Source organism: Pseudonocardia sp. Cha107L01 (assembly GCF_052566575.1).
Genome location: NZ_CP199579.1, coordinates 1,917,693 through 1,931,505 on the forward strand (window position 1 = coordinate 1,917,693; position 13,813 = coordinate 1,931,505).

At 67.7% G+C, this 13,813-nt stretch carries 16 protein-coding genes and 1 pseudogene; 7 read left to right on the plus strand and 10 right to left on the minus strand.

The genetic code is table 11. The annotated features are described in order from the left end of the window. Positions 1-201: 201 nt before the first annotated feature. From ACTXG6_RS09135 to ACTXG6_RS09155, 5 genes are all read right to left on the minus strand, one after another. Positions 202-1,191, minus strand: a complete 990-nt coding sequence (locus tag ACTXG6_RS09135; RefSeq protein ID WP_445189959.1) for a bile acid:sodium symporter family protein — start codon at positions 1,189-1,191, stop codon at positions 202-204. A 155-nt stretch (positions 1,192-1,346) separates the two neighbouring features. Beyond that, entirely contained in the window at positions 1,347-2,213 is an 867-nt protein-coding gene (locus ACTXG6_RS09140) for an isocitrate lyase/PEP mutase family protein (RefSeq protein ID WP_445187321.1), read from the minus strand. 61 nt (positions 2,214-2,274) lie between these two features. Next, positions 2,275-2,598: a hypothetical protein gene (locus tag ACTXG6_RS09145; RefSeq protein ID WP_445187322.1), complete on the minus strand. Its 324-nt coding sequence runs from the start codon at positions 2,596-2,598 to the stop codon at positions 2,275-2,277. Continuing rightward, on the minus strand, positions 2,532-2,696 hold the full coding sequence (locus ACTXG6_RS09150) for a hypothetical protein (protein ID WP_445187323.1): 165 nt from the start codon (positions 2,694-2,696) through the stop codon (positions 2,532-2,534). The genes ACTXG6_RS09145 and ACTXG6_RS09150 overlap by 67 nt, the downstream gene beginning before the upstream one ends. Before the next feature lie 29 nt (positions 2,697-2,725). Beyond that, entirely contained in the window at positions 2,726-2,797 is a 72-nt protein-coding gene (locus tag ACTXG6_RS09155) for a hypothetical protein (RefSeq protein WP_445189960.1), read from the minus strand. A 288-nt stretch (positions 2,798-3,085) separates the two neighbouring features. On the opposite strand from ACTXG6_RS09155, the gene ACTXG6_RS09160 reads away from it, so the two are divergent. From ACTXG6_RS09160 to ACTXG6_RS09170, 3 genes are all read left to right on the plus strand, one after another. After that, a complete protein-coding gene (locus ACTXG6_RS09160; RefSeq protein WP_445187324.1) occupies positions 3,086-4,057 on the plus strand; it encodes an alpha/beta hydrolase family protein in 972 nt (323 codons plus the stop codon). A 215-nt stretch (positions 4,058-4,272) separates the two neighbouring features. Further along, the gene (locus tag ACTXG6_RS09165) at positions 4,273-4,623 is read left to right on the plus strand and encodes a PadR family transcriptional regulator (RefSeq protein WP_445187325.1); all 351 of its coding nucleotides are present in this window, start codon (positions 4,273-4,275) and stop codon (positions 4,621-4,623) included. Next, entirely contained in the window at positions 4,620-5,345 is a 726-nt protein-coding gene (locus ACTXG6_RS09170) for a permease prefix domain 1-containing protein (protein WP_445187326.1), read from the plus strand. The genes ACTXG6_RS09165 and ACTXG6_RS09170 overlap by 4 nt, the downstream gene beginning before the upstream one ends. On the opposite strand, the gene ACTXG6_RS09175 is transcribed toward ACTXG6_RS09170, so the two are convergent. Beyond that, positions 5,320-6,024, minus strand: a complete 705-nt coding sequence (locus ACTXG6_RS09175; RefSeq protein ID WP_445187327.1) for a response regulator transcription factor — start codon at positions 6,022-6,024, stop codon at positions 5,320-5,322. The genes ACTXG6_RS09170 and ACTXG6_RS09175 overlap by 26 nt on opposite strands. Positions 6,025-6,128: 104 nt before the next feature. Further along, positions 6,129-6,842: a phosphatase PAP2 family protein gene (locus ACTXG6_RS09180; protein WP_445187328.1), complete on the minus strand. Its 714-nt coding sequence runs from the start codon at positions 6,840-6,842 to the stop codon at positions 6,129-6,131. 402 nt (positions 6,843-7,244) lie between these two features. Here ACTXG6_RS09180 and ACTXG6_RS09185 point away from each other — a divergent pair, with 402 nt between their 5' ends. The 4 genes from ACTXG6_RS09185 to ACTXG6_RS09200 are packed head-to-tail and all read left to right on the plus strand — an operon-like array spanning position 7,245 to position 10,739. Beyond that, positions 7,245-7,931, plus strand: a complete 687-nt coding sequence (locus ACTXG6_RS09185) for an MIP/aquaporin family protein (RefSeq protein WP_445187329.1) — start codon at positions 7,245-7,247, stop codon at positions 7,929-7,931. A 27-nt stretch (positions 7,932-7,958) separates the two neighbouring features. Further along, positions 7,959-9,416: a catalase gene (locus tag ACTXG6_RS09190; RefSeq protein WP_445187330.1), complete on the plus strand. Its 1,458-nt coding sequence runs from the start codon at positions 7,959-7,961 to the stop codon at positions 9,414-9,416. Between the two features lie 53 nt (positions 9,417-9,469). Then, positions 9,470-10,048, plus strand: a complete 579-nt coding sequence (locus ACTXG6_RS09195; RefSeq protein WP_445187331.1) for a sigma-70 family RNA polymerase sigma factor — start codon at positions 9,470-9,472, stop codon at positions 10,046-10,048. Continuing rightward, positions 10,035-10,739: a zf-HC2 domain-containing protein gene (locus ACTXG6_RS09200; protein WP_445187332.1), complete on the plus strand. Its 705-nt coding sequence runs from the start codon at positions 10,035-10,037 to the stop codon at positions 10,737-10,739. The genes ACTXG6_RS09195 and ACTXG6_RS09200 overlap by 14 nt, the downstream gene beginning before the upstream one ends. A 298-nt stretch (positions 10,740-11,037) precedes the next feature. On the opposite strand, the gene ACTXG6_RS09205 is transcribed toward ACTXG6_RS09200, so the two are convergent. From ACTXG6_RS09205 to ACTXG6_RS09215, 3 genes and pseudogenes are all read right to left on the minus strand, one after another. Next, on the minus strand, positions 11,038-12,657 hold the full coding sequence (locus ACTXG6_RS09205; RefSeq protein WP_445187333.1) for a CoA transferase: 1,620 nt from the start codon (positions 12,655-12,657) through the stop codon (positions 11,038-11,040). Continuing rightward, a pseudogene (locus tag ACTXG6_RS09210) lies at positions 12,617-12,919 on the minus strand (SDR family NAD(P)-dependent oxidoreductase); the annotation flags it as partial. The pseudogene ACTXG6_RS09210 and the gene ACTXG6_RS09205, both read right to left, overlap by 41 nt. A gap of 117 nt (positions 12,920-13,036) precedes the next feature. Continuing rightward, a complete protein-coding gene (locus tag ACTXG6_RS09215; protein WP_445187334.1) occupies positions 13,037-13,783 on the minus strand; it encodes an SDR family NAD(P)-dependent oxidoreductase in 747 nt (248 codons plus the stop codon). Positions 13,784-13,813: the final 30 nt, after the last annotated feature.

A 13,813-nucleotide genomic window follows, 5' to 3' on the forward strand; every position in this document is an offset into this window, starting at 1 on the left:
GCACACCGCAATCAACCGCCGTGCGCTCACCGTGGGTGGCTGGCCGCGACCGCCGGGCGCCGTTCCCTGATCTGATCGCATGAGCATGCAACCGACGCTAGGGAACCGGCGGTAGCCTCCTGACCAGCTGAAAGCAATCGCTCGGCAAACGCTGCCGCTGTCGGTGGCACTCAGGTGCCGGGCCGGGTCGCCCATCGTGGGTCAGATGGTCGCGCCGGCCTCCGTCGGGGCGAGCTGTACCGCCCGGGCGGCGTACCGGCGGGCCAGCCAGGCACACGTCATGAGTTGGATCTGATGGAACAACATCAGTGGCAGAACGACGAGCCCGACCGTCTGCGCCGAGAACAGCACGGTGGCCATGGGAATGCCGCTTGCGAGGCTTTTCTTGGAGCCGCAGAACACGATGACTATTTCGTCCTCCCGGCCGAAGCCGTAGTTGCGGGCAGACCAGGTCGTGACTCCCAGGACCAGTGCCAGCAGTACAACGTTGGTACCGACCAGCAGGAGCAGCGACACGGGCGTCAGGCGGCTCCAGATTCCGGCGACCACGCCTTCGCTGAACGCTGTGTAGACCACCAGCAGAATCGAGCCCCTGTCGACCAGCCCGAGCACCTTTTTGTGACGTGCAAGGAATGCGCCGATCCAGCGACGCAGTAGCTGGCCCGCCAGGAACGGGACCATGAGCTGCAGCATGATGTCGCGGACCGAGCCCCAGGAGATTCCGCCGTACCTGGTTACCAGGAATATCGCCACGAGTACCGGGGTGAGCACGATCCCGAGGATGTTGGAGAACGACGCGCTGCAGATGGCGGCCGCGACATTCCCCCGGGCGATGGAGGTGAACGCGATTGAGGACTGGACGGTCGACGGCAGGCAGCACAGGAACATCAGTCCGGTGTAGAGCTCGGGAGTCAGCACGGTCGGGACGAGCAGCCTCGCGGCCAGTCCCAGCAACGGGAACAGGAACCACGTGCTGGCCAGGACGACGGCATGCAGTCGCCATTGACGTAACCCGTCGAGGGCCTCCCTGGAGGAGAGCCTGGCACCGTAGAGGAAGAAGAGGAACCCGATGGCGACCGTCGTGGCGTGAGTGAGAACTACCGCCGAACTGCCTCTGGCCGGCAGGATCGAGGCAACCCCGACGGTGCCGAGCAGGCAGAGGATGTAGGGGTCGAGGCGGAGCTTCGCCAGAACGTTCCCGAGTCGGGAAGGCCGTGCCCTCGCCGTAGGCCTCCGGTGTTTCCCCACGTCAGACGACCTCCGGTGTGATGTGCGGGGTGAGTCGTGCGGGCCGACGCACGTGCCGCCCGGGTATCGGACCGGCGGCACGTGCGCCCGCGCGACGGTCAGACCGCGAGCGGCTCCCGCGAGTGACTCGGGTGGTGGCGGCTGATGTTTTCCTCCAGCAGGGCAAGTGAGGCCGCGACGCCCACGTCGCCGTCCTTGATCTCGGGCAGTCGGCCGTCCTGGGCCCTGAGCTCGAGCATCGCCTGGTCCATGGCGGTTTGTGCGGCGAACAGGCACGGGGTGCTGTACATCGCGACGTTCACGCCCAGGTCCTGTAGCTCCGAGAGCGACAGTCGCGGCGACTTGCCGCCGGCGATCTGGTTGAACAGCAGCGGTTTGTCGCCGATGACCGCCCGGACCTTCCGGATCCGCTCGATGCTGCGCACACCGTCGACGAGCAGGACGTCGGCGTCGGTCGCCGCGAGGGCCTCGGCCCGGCGCAGGATCTCGGTCTCCTCGGTGGCGTCGGTGCGCGCCACCACCAGCAGGTCCTCGCGGGTCTCGAGTACCAGGTTCAGTTTCTCCAGGTACTCCTCGAGCGGCAGAATCTGCTTGCCGTCCACGTGCCCGCAGCGGCGAGGCCGTTTCTGGTCCTCCAGCACGATCCCCGAGGCACCGATCTGCTCGAGGTGCTCCACCACGTGGCACGCGACTTCCGGGTCGACGTAGCCGTCGTCGATGTCGACGAGCAGGTGGTGGCGGGGGAATGCCAGTCGGAGCCGCTGCACGAAGTTGACCATGTCTGGCCAGGCGATGAATCCGATGTCCGGCAGGCCGTAGTGGGAAGCGGCGAAGCCGAAACCGGAGACGAACAGGCCGTCGTAGTGCGAGGCGGCGACCGAGGCGGAGAACATGTCGAACACCCCGATGAGCGGAGTGATGTTGCCGGAGCGCACTTCGTGCCGAAGAGCATTGCCGTAACTCATAGAACCTCCTGGAAGCGATCAATGGTTAGACGATCAGGGGTAATGCCGTGTGGCTGAGGTGTCAGCGGGCGAGGTCGTCGCCGGCGGGGACCAGTTCGCGTGTCTGACGGCGACTGGTGAGGGTCTGATAGACCACCAGCCCCACGAGTAGCGCCGCGAGAACTCCCGAGGCGCCCAGGGTCCCCAGTCCCAGGCCGCCCTCGTCGTGGGTCTTGCTCAGTGTGTTGCCGGCGTTGGCGCCGAACGGCCGGGTGAGCACGTACGCGCTCCAGAACAGCATCGCCGGAGCGATCGGGGTGAGGTAGTGCGCCGCCACGATCAGTACGAGCGCAGCGGTGATGACGACGGTGCTGGCGACGAAGCCGAGTCCCGTGTTGTGGGCCAAGAAATCGCCGGTGGAGGTCCCCAGGGTGTTCGCCCGATCAGCACCAACGCGCCGTTGGCGTAGCCGAGACCCGCGGTTCGGTTCATGAAGTCGGACATCGTGGTGCCGGCCGTGCTGGTGGCAAGGATCACCCGACATTGAGAGTCTGGGCCACCAGATCGCCGCCGGTCTCGCCGAGCGTGGTGGCGAGAATCTTCATAATCCAGAATTACGCGGTGATCATGGGGAGCTTACTCATTCTCCTCCTTCCCCCGAAAGAAGACTGGGCGCACTGACTATTCAGTATCAGTGCGGGGTTGCTCGATGAGCTCGACGTCATTGGGACCTCACCATGAGCATCCACGGTCAGAGTTAGCGCTCGGCAAACTGTCGATAAGCGCAGTTCAAGTTGGGAGAAACTCAACCGGTCGGGTGACCAACCGTGGGGTGGGGGCGACGCTCCTCCCGGCTTCGTCAACGTCGAAAGTAGGATCGCTACACTTACCGGATGACCCGGGGTCCGAGACTCCCGATCGACCCTCCGAGTCAGCGTCGCGCCGGGAGGCTGATCGTCTCGGCGTCGCTACTGGTCTGCCTGGCGCTCAGCGTACTGGGCACGATCTACGTCGTGAGCTGCTGGAACTATGCCAACCGGTTCATCGAGCCGAACCCGTCGACCGTCTCCGGGGCGATCGTCGGTGGCGGTGGGACAGTGCCGGCGCTGTCGTTCTCCGAGGTCCTGGTACAGACCGAACTAGGTCCTGCTCCTGCCTGGTACATCCCCTCGCGCGGCACTGCCGATGCCACCTGGGCGATCATGGTGCACGGCCTCAACGCCAGCAGGGTCGAGCCGTTGCGGGCTGTTGCCGCGGTGCATGCGCTGGCGATTCCGATTCTTGATATCACCTATCGCAACGACTATTCGGCGCCGGGGTCGCCCGATGGACTGGCGCATCTGGGTGGCACGGAATGGCGTGACCTGGACGCCGCTGTCCAGGTCGCGGGGAAAATGGGCGCCCGCCGCGTGGTCTTGTACGGGTGGTCAATGGGAGCCACGCTGATATCCGCGTTCCTGGCGCATTCGGCGGTGGCCGGCCTGGTATCCGCGGTGGTCCTCGATTCGCCGGTTCTGAGCCTGCTGGCAACAATGCGGTTCCAGGCCGACGAGGGTGGGATCTGGCGGCCGGTGGTCTGGGGTGCGGCACAGCTCATCCGAATGCGGACCGGTACCGATCCCGGCGATCTCGACCTCGACGTGCATCCACCGCGGACCGAGCCGCCGGTCCTGGTGATTCAGGGAACGGCAGACACCCTGGTTCCAGTAGAAACCGCGCGGCGCTTCGTCGCCAGGGCGCCGGCCCGGGGGTGGGATGTGCGGTACCTGGAGATCCCCGACGCCGGTCACACCCGCGCCTGGGACCAGGATCCCGTCAGGTACGACGCCGCGGCGACGGAGTTTCTGCGGGCCTACCTTCGGTAGGACCCGGCGTCTCGTGGCTGGCTGGCTCGGTCGTGCTCGGCCCCGGTCACGACGCTGCGCCCGTGATCGGCGCGTGTGTGAATCCCGACCAGTTCGATAGTCTGTCGACAGTAGTTGTTCCACATAATTGAGATGTCCCCTCCGGCAGGTGCCGGACCTCTGTCGGGAGTACGGCGGCGGCCTCGGCGGGGAGGGCGTGAGGAGAGGGCGACGGCATGCGGGCCGAGGCGTTGAAGGGCCATCTCGATGGCTTGCTGCTCGCCGCGCTGGAGCCGGGTCCCGCGCACGGGTTCGCCGTGATGACGGAGCTGCGTTGTCGCACCGGGGGAGTGGTGGACCTGGAGAGCGGCACGCTGTACCCGGCGCTGCGCCGGCTCGAGGGGGCCGGTCTGATCGTGGGTACCTGGACAACCAGTCCCGGCCGCCGGCGCCGCGAGTACGAGCTCACAGATCGAGGACGGCGCTCGCTGGATGAGCAGCGCGGCCTGTGGGCCGACTTCGTGGCCGTGATGGGTGCGGCGCTGGGCCCGCGGGCGGCGATGCCCGTTCCGGGCGTCCTGGCATGAGGTTAGGGGAGTCCGAGGAGGCCGGCCCTGCGCAACCGGCGGTCGAGCGCTACCTGGAGCGACTGCGAGCCAAGATCTGGCCCAGGGCGGCCGACGTCGGAGCCGCCGACCTGATGGACGAGCTGCGGGACCACCTGCTGTGCCGCATCGAGGAGCAGGTCGCCGAGGGTGCAGGGCCCACGTTGGCGGCCGACCGTGCTGTGGCCGAGTTCGGCCCGCTGGACGGCATGGCCGGCGCGCTGCACGCGGAGCTCGCCCGGCCGCACCTGCGTCGGCTCACCATGGTGCTGCTGGCTCTCGGAGTCACGGCGGGGACGATCTGGACCGGCGTGATCGTCGCCGGTCCGGCGGAGCCCTGGACCGAGCACACCGAGCCGATGCCGGTGGTGATACTCGACGCCGGCGGCGCACTCGCGGGCACGTTGACGTTGACCGCGGCGGTGCTCGGAGTGTTGCTGATCGGGTGTAGCGGGCGGCTCTGGGCGTACCCCCGGGTGCGTGCGAGCCTGCAGCGGTGGTCGCTGCGCGTGTCCTGGGCGACGCTGGCACTCGGGCTGGTCACGGCGGCTCAGCTCGCCGGCTACCTGCTGGTCCGCGCCGTGGTCGAGCCGAGCTCGCTGGCCTGGCCGGTGGTGATCACGTCCGCCGCGCTCACCCTGGCCGCGACCCCGGTGCTGTTCGGCCCGTTGCGGAGGGTCACCGCGAGGAAGGGCGCACGTTGACGTCCACGGCAATCTGGTAGGCGCGCCCGGGCACGGTGCGCAGCAGGTGGTCGGCACCGGCGGTTCGGAGCTTGCGTCGCAGGTATCCGACGTAGACCTCGACCGCGTTGGCGGAAGCGGCCTCGGTCCCACCCCAGACCAGTTTCAGTAGCTCGGTCTTACTCACAGGCGTCGCCGGGCGGCTGGCCAGGACGTGCAGCAGCTCGAACTCGCGTGGGCTCAACCTGATCGGGCAACCCGCGTAGCTGACCTGCTTGGCTAGCGGGTCGACGACCAACCCGCCGACCCGGTAGGGCCTCGGCTGGCGGGAATCCAGGCGCCGTCGTCGCAGCATGGCGCGGATCTGTGCGAGGGCCAACGGAACGGACAACGGCTTGCGCAGGAATCCGTCCGCACCCTGATCGAGCCCGTTGATCTGGTCGGCCTCGCCGTCCTTGGCCGCGATGATCAGTACCGGGGTGTCCACCCCTTGGGCCCGCAACCTCTGCACCACCTGGCAACCCGACAACCCCGGAACCGCGAGTTCGAGCAGAATCAGGTCGAATGCGGAGTGCAGAGCCGCACGCAATCCAGTGGGACCGTCGCCGGCGACGACGACCTCGAATCCCTCGCGCCCCAGACCCTGACCGAGGACTCCGCCGCTCGGAGCCGCAGCGTCGATCAACAGAACGCGTGGCACGTGTAGGAACGCTACACAACGCACCCCTGAGCCTCCTCAGTCCGGGTCGATCCGCGTCGTGCCCGGTCCGGCAGTCAGCGTTGACCGAACCGGGGCCTAGCGGCTCAGCGGCGAGCGGAGCTGGGCAGATGGCCCCCGGGGATCAGCAGCCCCGAGGTGACGAGGACCGCTGTGCCCCAGGCGATGGCGAGCGCCCAGCCGGCGAGGACGTCGGTCGGGTAATGCACGCCCAGGAAGACTCGGGAGAACCCGACCGCGAGGACCAGCACGACCGAGGACACCCACAGCACCCCGCGCGGGCCGCGGCCACGCACTACCCAACGGGTCAGCAACGTGGCACAGAGCAGGACCACCAGCGCGGAGAAGATGGCGTGTCCGGAGGGGAAACTGTAGCCACCGGCTTCGACGGCGTGCAGCCATACCGGTGGCCGGGCCCGAGCCACCCCGTCCTTCGTCGCGGTGTCGATTGCCCCGATACCGCCTACCCCCACGGTTCCGATCACCAGCGGTGTGACACCCCGTACCCGCCAGGCGATCCACCCGCACACGGCGACCGCGATCAGGGTCATGGCCACCGGGCTGCCTATCGTGGTCACGATCCGCAGCAGGATCACCGCACCGCGGTTGCGCGCGGTGGCCAGCGCGGCGACGGCCGGCAGGTCGTAGCGTGCCAGTCCGGTCCCGTGGCCCACCTGCTCGAGCAACGCGGCGAAGGCCGCGATCATGGCCAGCACCACCACGAGTCCCACCGTCGCGACCAGCCAGTACGGGTTGCGCGAGTGACCTGCCGGGGTCTCGGTGGGCGGCCGGGACTTCATGCTGTGGTGCTCCTTGCTGGTCCGTGTCAGTGCAGGCCTGCGCAGCCCGCGATGCGCGCGAGGCTCCGCACGGTCAGTGCACGAAGTCACGCTGGCTGTGGATAGCGGTCAGCGGGGCCGCCAATGTCCGCCAGCAGCACGGCGACCAAGAGGCTCTGTTCAACTCCCACGATACGAGAGCATCAGCATGAGACCGAAGATAGGCGCGGCGAGGCCAGGCCTTGACCAGCCACAGTCAATCGCTTGGTAAAGCCGGTCCGGGCCCGCGGGCTTGAGTTCAGCGGTGCTGGAGGGCTGTGAGCGAGGTCTCCGCCGGCGATGGAAGGTTCGTTGCCCGGCTGACGACTACCTCTGCGCACTCGTGCTCGCGGGTGCATCCGAGACATCAGCTGAGGACAAGAAATGGCCACCACATTTGGTGCGGCACCCTACGGAACCACGAGGGTTGTCGATCATGTTACTACCCGCAAGCTCGGTACCGAGCTGATCGGGACGTTCTTCCTCGTATTCACAGTCGGCGCCAGTGTGCGCGGCGGCAGCACGCTTGCCCCGTTGGCCATCGGCGCCGCTCTGATGGTGATGATCTACGCCGGAGGGCACATCTCCGGTGGGCACTACAACCCCGCGGTGACGATGGCGGCGCTGGTGCGGGGCCGGATCGGCGGCGGTGAGGCCGTCGGGTACTGGGTCTCGCAGTTCGTTGCCGGTGTGCTGGCGGCGCTGGTTGTGCGCGCGGTCGTCGCTCCGGGTTCGGCGACGACCCTGGCGTTGTCCGGTCACGCACTGGTGGCCGCGTTCGTGGTGGAGCTGCTGTTCACCTTCGCCCTGGCCTATGTGGTGCTGAACGTCGCCACTAGCAAGGACCACCCGGACAACTCCTTCTACGGGTTGGCGATCGGTTTCACCGTGATGGTCGGTGCGGTGGCCGTCGGTGGGATCTCCGGTGGTGCGTTCAACCCGGCTGTGGTGCTCGGTGGCGCGGTCATGGGCCTGTTCCCGTGGACGGCGCTGATCTACCTGGTTGCCGAGCTGCTCGCCGGTGTCGCCGCCGGGCTCGCGTTCCGGGCGCTCAACCCCGACGACAAGTAGTCCCGCCCACTGATAGGAGGCACGATCATGACCAACACGCATCCCAGGCCGACGACGACGGACGCCGGTATCCCGGTGGCGAGTGATGAGCTCTCGCTCACTGTGGGCCCGGATGGCCCGATTCTGCTGAACGATCACTATCTGATCGAGCAGATGGCGAACTTCAACCGGGAGCGGATCCCGGAGCGTCAGCCGCACGCCAAGGGTGGTGGCGCGTTCGGTCGCTTCGAGGTGACCGGCGATGTCCGCGCGTACACCAGCGCGGCGGTGTTCCAGCCGGGAACCAGGACCGACACACTGATCCGGTTCTCCACCGTCGCCGGTGAGCGCGGTACCCCCGATACGTGGCGGGACCCGCGTGGGTTCTCGCTGCGGTTCTACACCTCGGCGGGCAACCTCGACATCGTCGGGAACAACTGCCCGATGTTCTTCATCCGCGACCCGATGAAGTTCCAGCATTTCATCCGGTCGCAGAAGCGCCGTGCGGCGAACAACTTGCGCGACAACGACATGCAGTGGGACTTCTGGACCCTGGTGCCGGAGTCGGCGCACATGCTGTCCTGGTTGATGGGGGACCGGGGCATCCCGAAGTCCTGGCGGCACATGAACGGCTACTCCAGCCACACCTACAGCTGGGCCAACGCCCACGGTGAGAAGTTCTGGGTGAAGTACCACTTCATCACCGACCAGGGCATCGAGTTCCTCACCCAGGCCGACGCCGACCGGATCGCCGGGCAGGACGCCGACTACCACCAGCGTGATCTGTACAGCTCGATCGAAGCCGGGAACTTCCCCAGCTGGACGTTGAAGATGCAGATCATGCCGTTCGAGGACGCCAAGACCTACCACATCAACCCGTTCGACCTGACCAAGACCTGGCCGCACGGCGACTACCCGCTGATCGAGGTCGGCCGGCTCACGCTCGACCGCAACGCCACCGACTACCACACCGAGATCGAGCAGGCCGCGTTCGAGCCGAACAACCAGGTCCCCGGTACGGGCCTGAGCCCGGACAAGATGCTGCTGGCCCGTGGGTTCTCCTACGCCGATGCGCACCGCGCCCGGCTTGGGGTCAACTACAAGCAGATCCCGGTGAACCGGCCCAAGGTTGAGGTGCACAGCTACTCCAAGGACGGTGTCGGGCGCACTGTCAATGCCTCCGATCCGGTCTACGCGCCGAACTCCTACGGTGGCCCGAAGGCTGACCCGTCGCGCACCAACGAGGTGCTCTGGCACTCCGACGGCGACATGGTCCGCTCCGCGTACACCCTGCGCAAGGACGACGACGACTACAGCCAGGCCGGTGTGATGGTCCGTGAGGTACTCGACGACGCCGCCCGGGCACGACTGGTCAACAACGTCGCCGGGCATCTGCTCGGCGGGGTGTCCGAGCCGATCCTGCTCCGCGCCCTCGAGTACTGGCGCAACATCGACAAGGACCTGGGCGACCGGATCGAACAGGCCGTCCGCGCCGGAGCGTCCTGATGAGCAGGCCCCACCGCGGCAGCCGAGAAATTCGGGGATGATTCGGTGGTGAGATGGACGAGCTGACCAGGCTGGCCGTGCAGGCCCGCCGCGGTGAGCCCTCGGTGATGGCCTCGTTTATCAGGGCCACCCAGGCGGAGGTGTACTCACTGTGCGCCTACCTCGTGGACAAGGACAGCGCCGAGGACCTCGCCCAGGAGACCTACCTGCGGGTATTCCGGGCGCTGCCCGACTTCCGGCGGGAGTCCTCGGCGCGGACCTGGCTGCTGTCCATCACCCGGCGGGTATGCATGGACGAACTCCGCCGCCGGATCCGTCGACGCCGCCGGGAGACGTTGGTCCCGGAGTTCAGTGCCGAGTTCGACACTGAGCTTCCGGGGCCTCCGGCGGCGGACGACGACCAGGCCGAGATACGAGAACTGTTGACACAACTACCGGAGGATCGGCGCAGCGCTTTCGTGCTCACCCAGATACTCGGACTGTCCTATGCCGAGGCGGGGGACATCTGTGGGTGCCCGCCCGGGACCATAGGCTCCCGAGTGGCCCGAGCGCGCGCCGATCTGATTCAGGCACTGGAGCGCGGCACCTCGCGGCGCACCGAGATGGAGGCGCGTCCAGATGCGATGGACTAACCGATGGAACAGGCGGGCACCGAACCCGCCGACCGGGCGACTAGCCCAGGACGATGACTGCGCCGCCGCGCGCGCGGCATTGTCCGCCCAGGTGGACGGTGAGACCGAGCCGGCGATGACCGAGACGATCGCCGAGCACCTGGCCGACTGCCCGTACTGCGCGGTGTGGCAGGAATCGGTGCACCGGCTCACCAGAAGGGTCCGGCTGACCTCGGCGCGGGCACTGCCGGATCGCACCCCGCAACTGTTGGCCGCCGTGCTCGCCGATCAGTCGGCCCGCCGCCCCGCCCGACCCGCCTACCGGTTCACCAGGTGGGGATTGGCGGTCGCCGCCGCAGCGCAACTAGTGATCATCATTCCGGCGTTGATCCTCGGTGACGCCGGAGCAGGGGTTCCAGTGCAGGCCGCCCACGAGCTCGGCGCGTTCAACCTGGCGCTGGCGGTGGGCTATCTCGCCGCCGCGCTGCGCCCGGCCCGCGCCCGCGGCACCTTACCGCTGGTCGGGGCCGCCACCGGGCTGCTGGTGGTACTGGCGATCATCGACAGCGCAATGGGCCAAACCACCCCGCTCGCCGAGACCCCGCACCTGATCGCGGTGGCAGGTTGGGCGCTGCTCGCCGTGCTGGCCAAGGGCACCCCAGCTGAACCGCCCGGCAGGATCAAGCGGCCACGGCGAGCAACCGTGACCTGAGAGGGGACCACCGGGCTGGTTAGGGGCAGGCGAGAACCAGTGGCACCAGGTCTCACGGTGCCTCTTCCCTGCGACTCCAGGTCAGTGGAATGGGCATGCTCCTAAACCTGTATCCCCGTCGGCGCGGTCGCGATGAGCAGCTGCCCACGCCCATCATGGAGATGGTGAGGCTCATCGCGGCGCCCGTGGCAGACGCGGGCGACTACGTGAACGTCGGGTGCTCTCAAGGGTGATCGGGTGATCGGGGCCGGGGATCTTCGGTTCCTGCTTTGACAGACTAGGTAGACCAGTCTGTTCATTAGAATCGGTGGAGCCATTCCGCTCGGCTCGAGCCCTGGGGGACCAGGACGTCCCGGTAGCAGCCCGGGGTTTGCGACATGCTGACCTGATCGGTCACCCCCTGGTAGCGGCCCATCGGGGTGTCCGCGGTGAACGTTTCAGGGTCGAGATATGCGTGCGCGCCGCCAGTGCCCGCGACGGCCGTGGCGTAGGACTTCTCGAAGAGTCCTAGGCTGATGAGCCACAGTGCGGCTCGGGTCAGCGATACATGGACGCGGTAGCTGCCGCCGTCGCCGGCGCGGCGGGCGAGCGCCTCGACTATGCCGGTGCTGAGTAGCCACGCCGTGATGTAGTCATTGACGACTTTGATGGTTGGCAACGCGGGGCTGTTCGCATCGCCTTCCAGATTCATGATCCCGGCCAGGCAGCCCGCGCTCTGGTCGAACCCGATCCGGTGCGCCCAAGGGCCGGACAGTCCGTTCAGCGACACCGTCGCATAGATGATGCCCGGGCGGATGGCGCTCGCCTCATCGGCCGAGAGCCCGATGTCTTCGAGGTAGCCGGGCCGGCGGTTGGCGTAGAACACGTCGGCTTCGCCGAGCAACGCTCGGATTCGTTCCGCGCCGTCAGAAGTGCGTGGGTCGACGAGCGTGGAGCGGACCCCGACGTTCGCCGTCGCGTAGGTCGTCGGGTTCTCTTCTTCGCCGGGGCGCCAGATGTTGAGTACATCGGCACCGTGCAGGGCCAGCGCGCGCCCCGCCCCGGCGCCGGCGATGACGTGCCCCATGCCGAGAGCTCGGATGCCCGCGAGGGGCTGGGTGACCTGGGCCGCCAGTGGTTCGGGCGCGGAGTCGCCGATCTTGGTGACCTCGATGAGCGGCATCGTGGCGAGGTGGTCCCGGTAGTGCGGCTCGGCCAGCAGCTCCTCGATGCTGCGCAGCATCGGCATCACGCAGCCCGCGGCCACACCGGCCTGCTCGAGCTCCAGGCCGCGCCAGCCGGAGATGGCGGCCCGTACGGCTTCGGCATCGTCGGGCACGCCGAGCAGGCGTTGCGCGGTGCGGCGCAGGTTGCGGTACGGGTTCAGCGGCATCATCCAGCGGCCGTCCGCCGTGCGGTAGAAGCGGAAACCGAATCCTTCGTCCTCGGTCGCGGGCATTCCGGTCGAGTACCCGCCCAGCTGTTCCCAGCGCTGGTCGTAGAAGGGACACAGTCGATGCGGGGCCGGCCGCAGGTCGACCGAGATGTCCTGTCCGCCCCGCCCGCGCAGTCGCCAGAGCTTGGCCACGGCGGCCGACTTCGCGGCGAGGGTAATGGCCGCGCCGGCGCCGAGCCGCAACGGGCTGGGCACCACGGGGTCGGCGCCGAGGAACTCGACGGAGCCGCCTGTCTCGGAGATGTCCATGCCGATATCGGCGAGAAGGCTGGCTAATGCGGTCTTGGGATCAAAGTCGTCGTGGCTGACAGGGTTGCGCACCGCCGCGGTCAGGGCAGTGGTCAGCGACGGTTCCGAGTGGGCCTGTCGCAACCCCTCTTCGGCGTGTGCCTGCGCTGTTTCGTTCATCGTTTCGGTTCTCCTGTGGCTGGGCGCGGCATTTTCAGACGGCCCACCCACCCGTGAAGGGAATGACCTGGCCATAAAAGAAGTCACTCTCCGGACCGGCGAGGAAGAGCGCCGTCCTGGCGAATTCCTCCATCGAGGCCAAGCGCCCGGCGGGGACGGCGGCCGCGCTGTAGAGGGTGGCCCCGCCCGCACGCCCCTTGATTGCATTCACACTGCTCGTCACCACGATCTTGCCGTTCTTTCGCGCGAGCATCTGGGGGAGTACAGTCTTGATCATGCGATGCATGGGGTAGAAGATCGAGCTCATCAGTCGCTCCATCTCCTCGTCCGTGCCCTCCTGCGCTGGTGTGAAGGCGAACGGGCCGCTGTACTAGCCCGGGTCGGTGAGGATGACGCGCTTGCCCTCGAGGCGTCCCGCCATGCGATGCTCCCTTTGTGGCCCAGGCCGGCGTGGTCAGGCAGCCGTCTTGCCGCCGTTGACGGCGACGATCTGGCCGGTGATGAATCTGGCCTCGGGTGAGGCGAGGAACTTGATGACGTCGGCGATTTCGTCGACGTGGCCGAGGCGACCCATGGGCACGCCGGCGGCCATCGCGGCGCTGGCGTCGCCGCCCCCGGTGAAGTTGTCCAGGCCGGCGGTGGCCACGGGACCGGGGGCGACCGCGTTGACCCGGATACCTTCGGCTGCGACCTCGAGGGCGGCGGAGCGGGTGAACCCGTTCACCGCGTGCTTGCTGGCCACGTACAGGCCAGCGCCTCGGCCGCCGCGCTCGCCGAAGGTCGAGGACAGGTTGACGATGCTGCCGTGGCCCTGCTCGACCATGACCCGCAGCTCATGCTTCAGCGAGAACAGCAGGCCGCGGACGTTGGTGTTGAACACGGTGTCGTACGCCTCGGCGGTCTGAGCCGACAGAGGGCCGACGCTGCCGGTGTAGCCGGCATTGTTGACGGCCGCGTCGAGCCTGCCGAAGATCTGGACGGTCCCCTCGATCAGCGCGCGGACGTCGTCCTCGATCGTGACGTCGGCGCGGATGTACTCGGCCTTGCCACCCAGCTCTCGGAGCTCGGCGGCCAGCGCCTTGCCTTCCTCGTCGCGCCGCCCGGAGACAACGACGGATGCGCCGTCGCGGGCGAAAGCGGTCGCCGTGGCCCGTCCGATTCCGGCTAGAGCTCCGGTGACCAACACAACCTGCTCGCTCATCATTGCCTTCCTAAGCTGACGAATTCCTAG

Coding starts and splice junctions, on each gene's coding strand:
- ACTXG6_RS09190 (WP_445187330.1), top strand. CDS start 7,959: ATGACCAACACGCATCCCAGGCCGACGACGACGGACGCCGGTATCCCG.
- ACTXG6_RS09195 (WP_445187331.1), top strand. CDS start 9,470: ATGGACGAGCTGACCAGGCTGGCCGTGCAGGCCCGCCGCGGTGAGCCC.
- ACTXG6_RS09160 (WP_445187324.1), top strand. CDS start 3,086: ATGACCCGGGGTCCGAGACTCCCGATCGACCCTCCGAGTCAGCGTCGC.
- ACTXG6_RS09205 (WP_445187333.1), bottom strand. CDS start 12,657: ATGGCCAGGTCATTCCCTTCACGGGTGGGTGGGCCGTCTGAAAATGCC.
- ACTXG6_RS09150 (WP_445187323.1), bottom strand. CDS start 2,696: ATGTCCGACTTCATGAACCGAACCGCGGGTCTCGGCTACGCCAACGGC.
- ACTXG6_RS09180 (WP_445187328.1), bottom strand. CDS start 6,842: ATGAAGTCCCGGCCGCCCACCGAGACCCCGGCAGGTCACTCGCGCAAC.
- ACTXG6_RS09165 (WP_445187325.1), top strand. CDS start 4,273: ATGCGGGCCGAGGCGTTGAAGGGCCATCTCGATGGCTTGCTGCTCGCC.
- ACTXG6_RS09200 (WP_445187332.1), top strand. CDS start 10,035: ATGCGATGGACTAACCGATGGAACAGGCGGGCACCGAACCCGCCGACC.
- ACTXG6_RS09185 (WP_445187329.1), top strand. CDS start 7,245: ATGGCCACCACATTTGGTGCGGCACCCTACGGAACCACGAGGGTTGTC.
- ACTXG6_RS09170 (WP_445187326.1), top strand. CDS start 4,620: ATGAGGTTAGGGGAGTCCGAGGAGGCCGGCCCTGCGCAACCGGCGGTC.
- ACTXG6_RS09215 (WP_445187334.1), bottom strand. CDS start 13,783: ATGAGCGAGCAGGTTGTGTTGGTCACCGGAGCTCTAGCCGGAATCGGA.
- ACTXG6_RS09140 (WP_445187321.1), bottom strand. CDS start 2,213: ATGAGTTACGGCAATGCTCTTCGGCACGAAGTGCGCTCCGGCAACATC.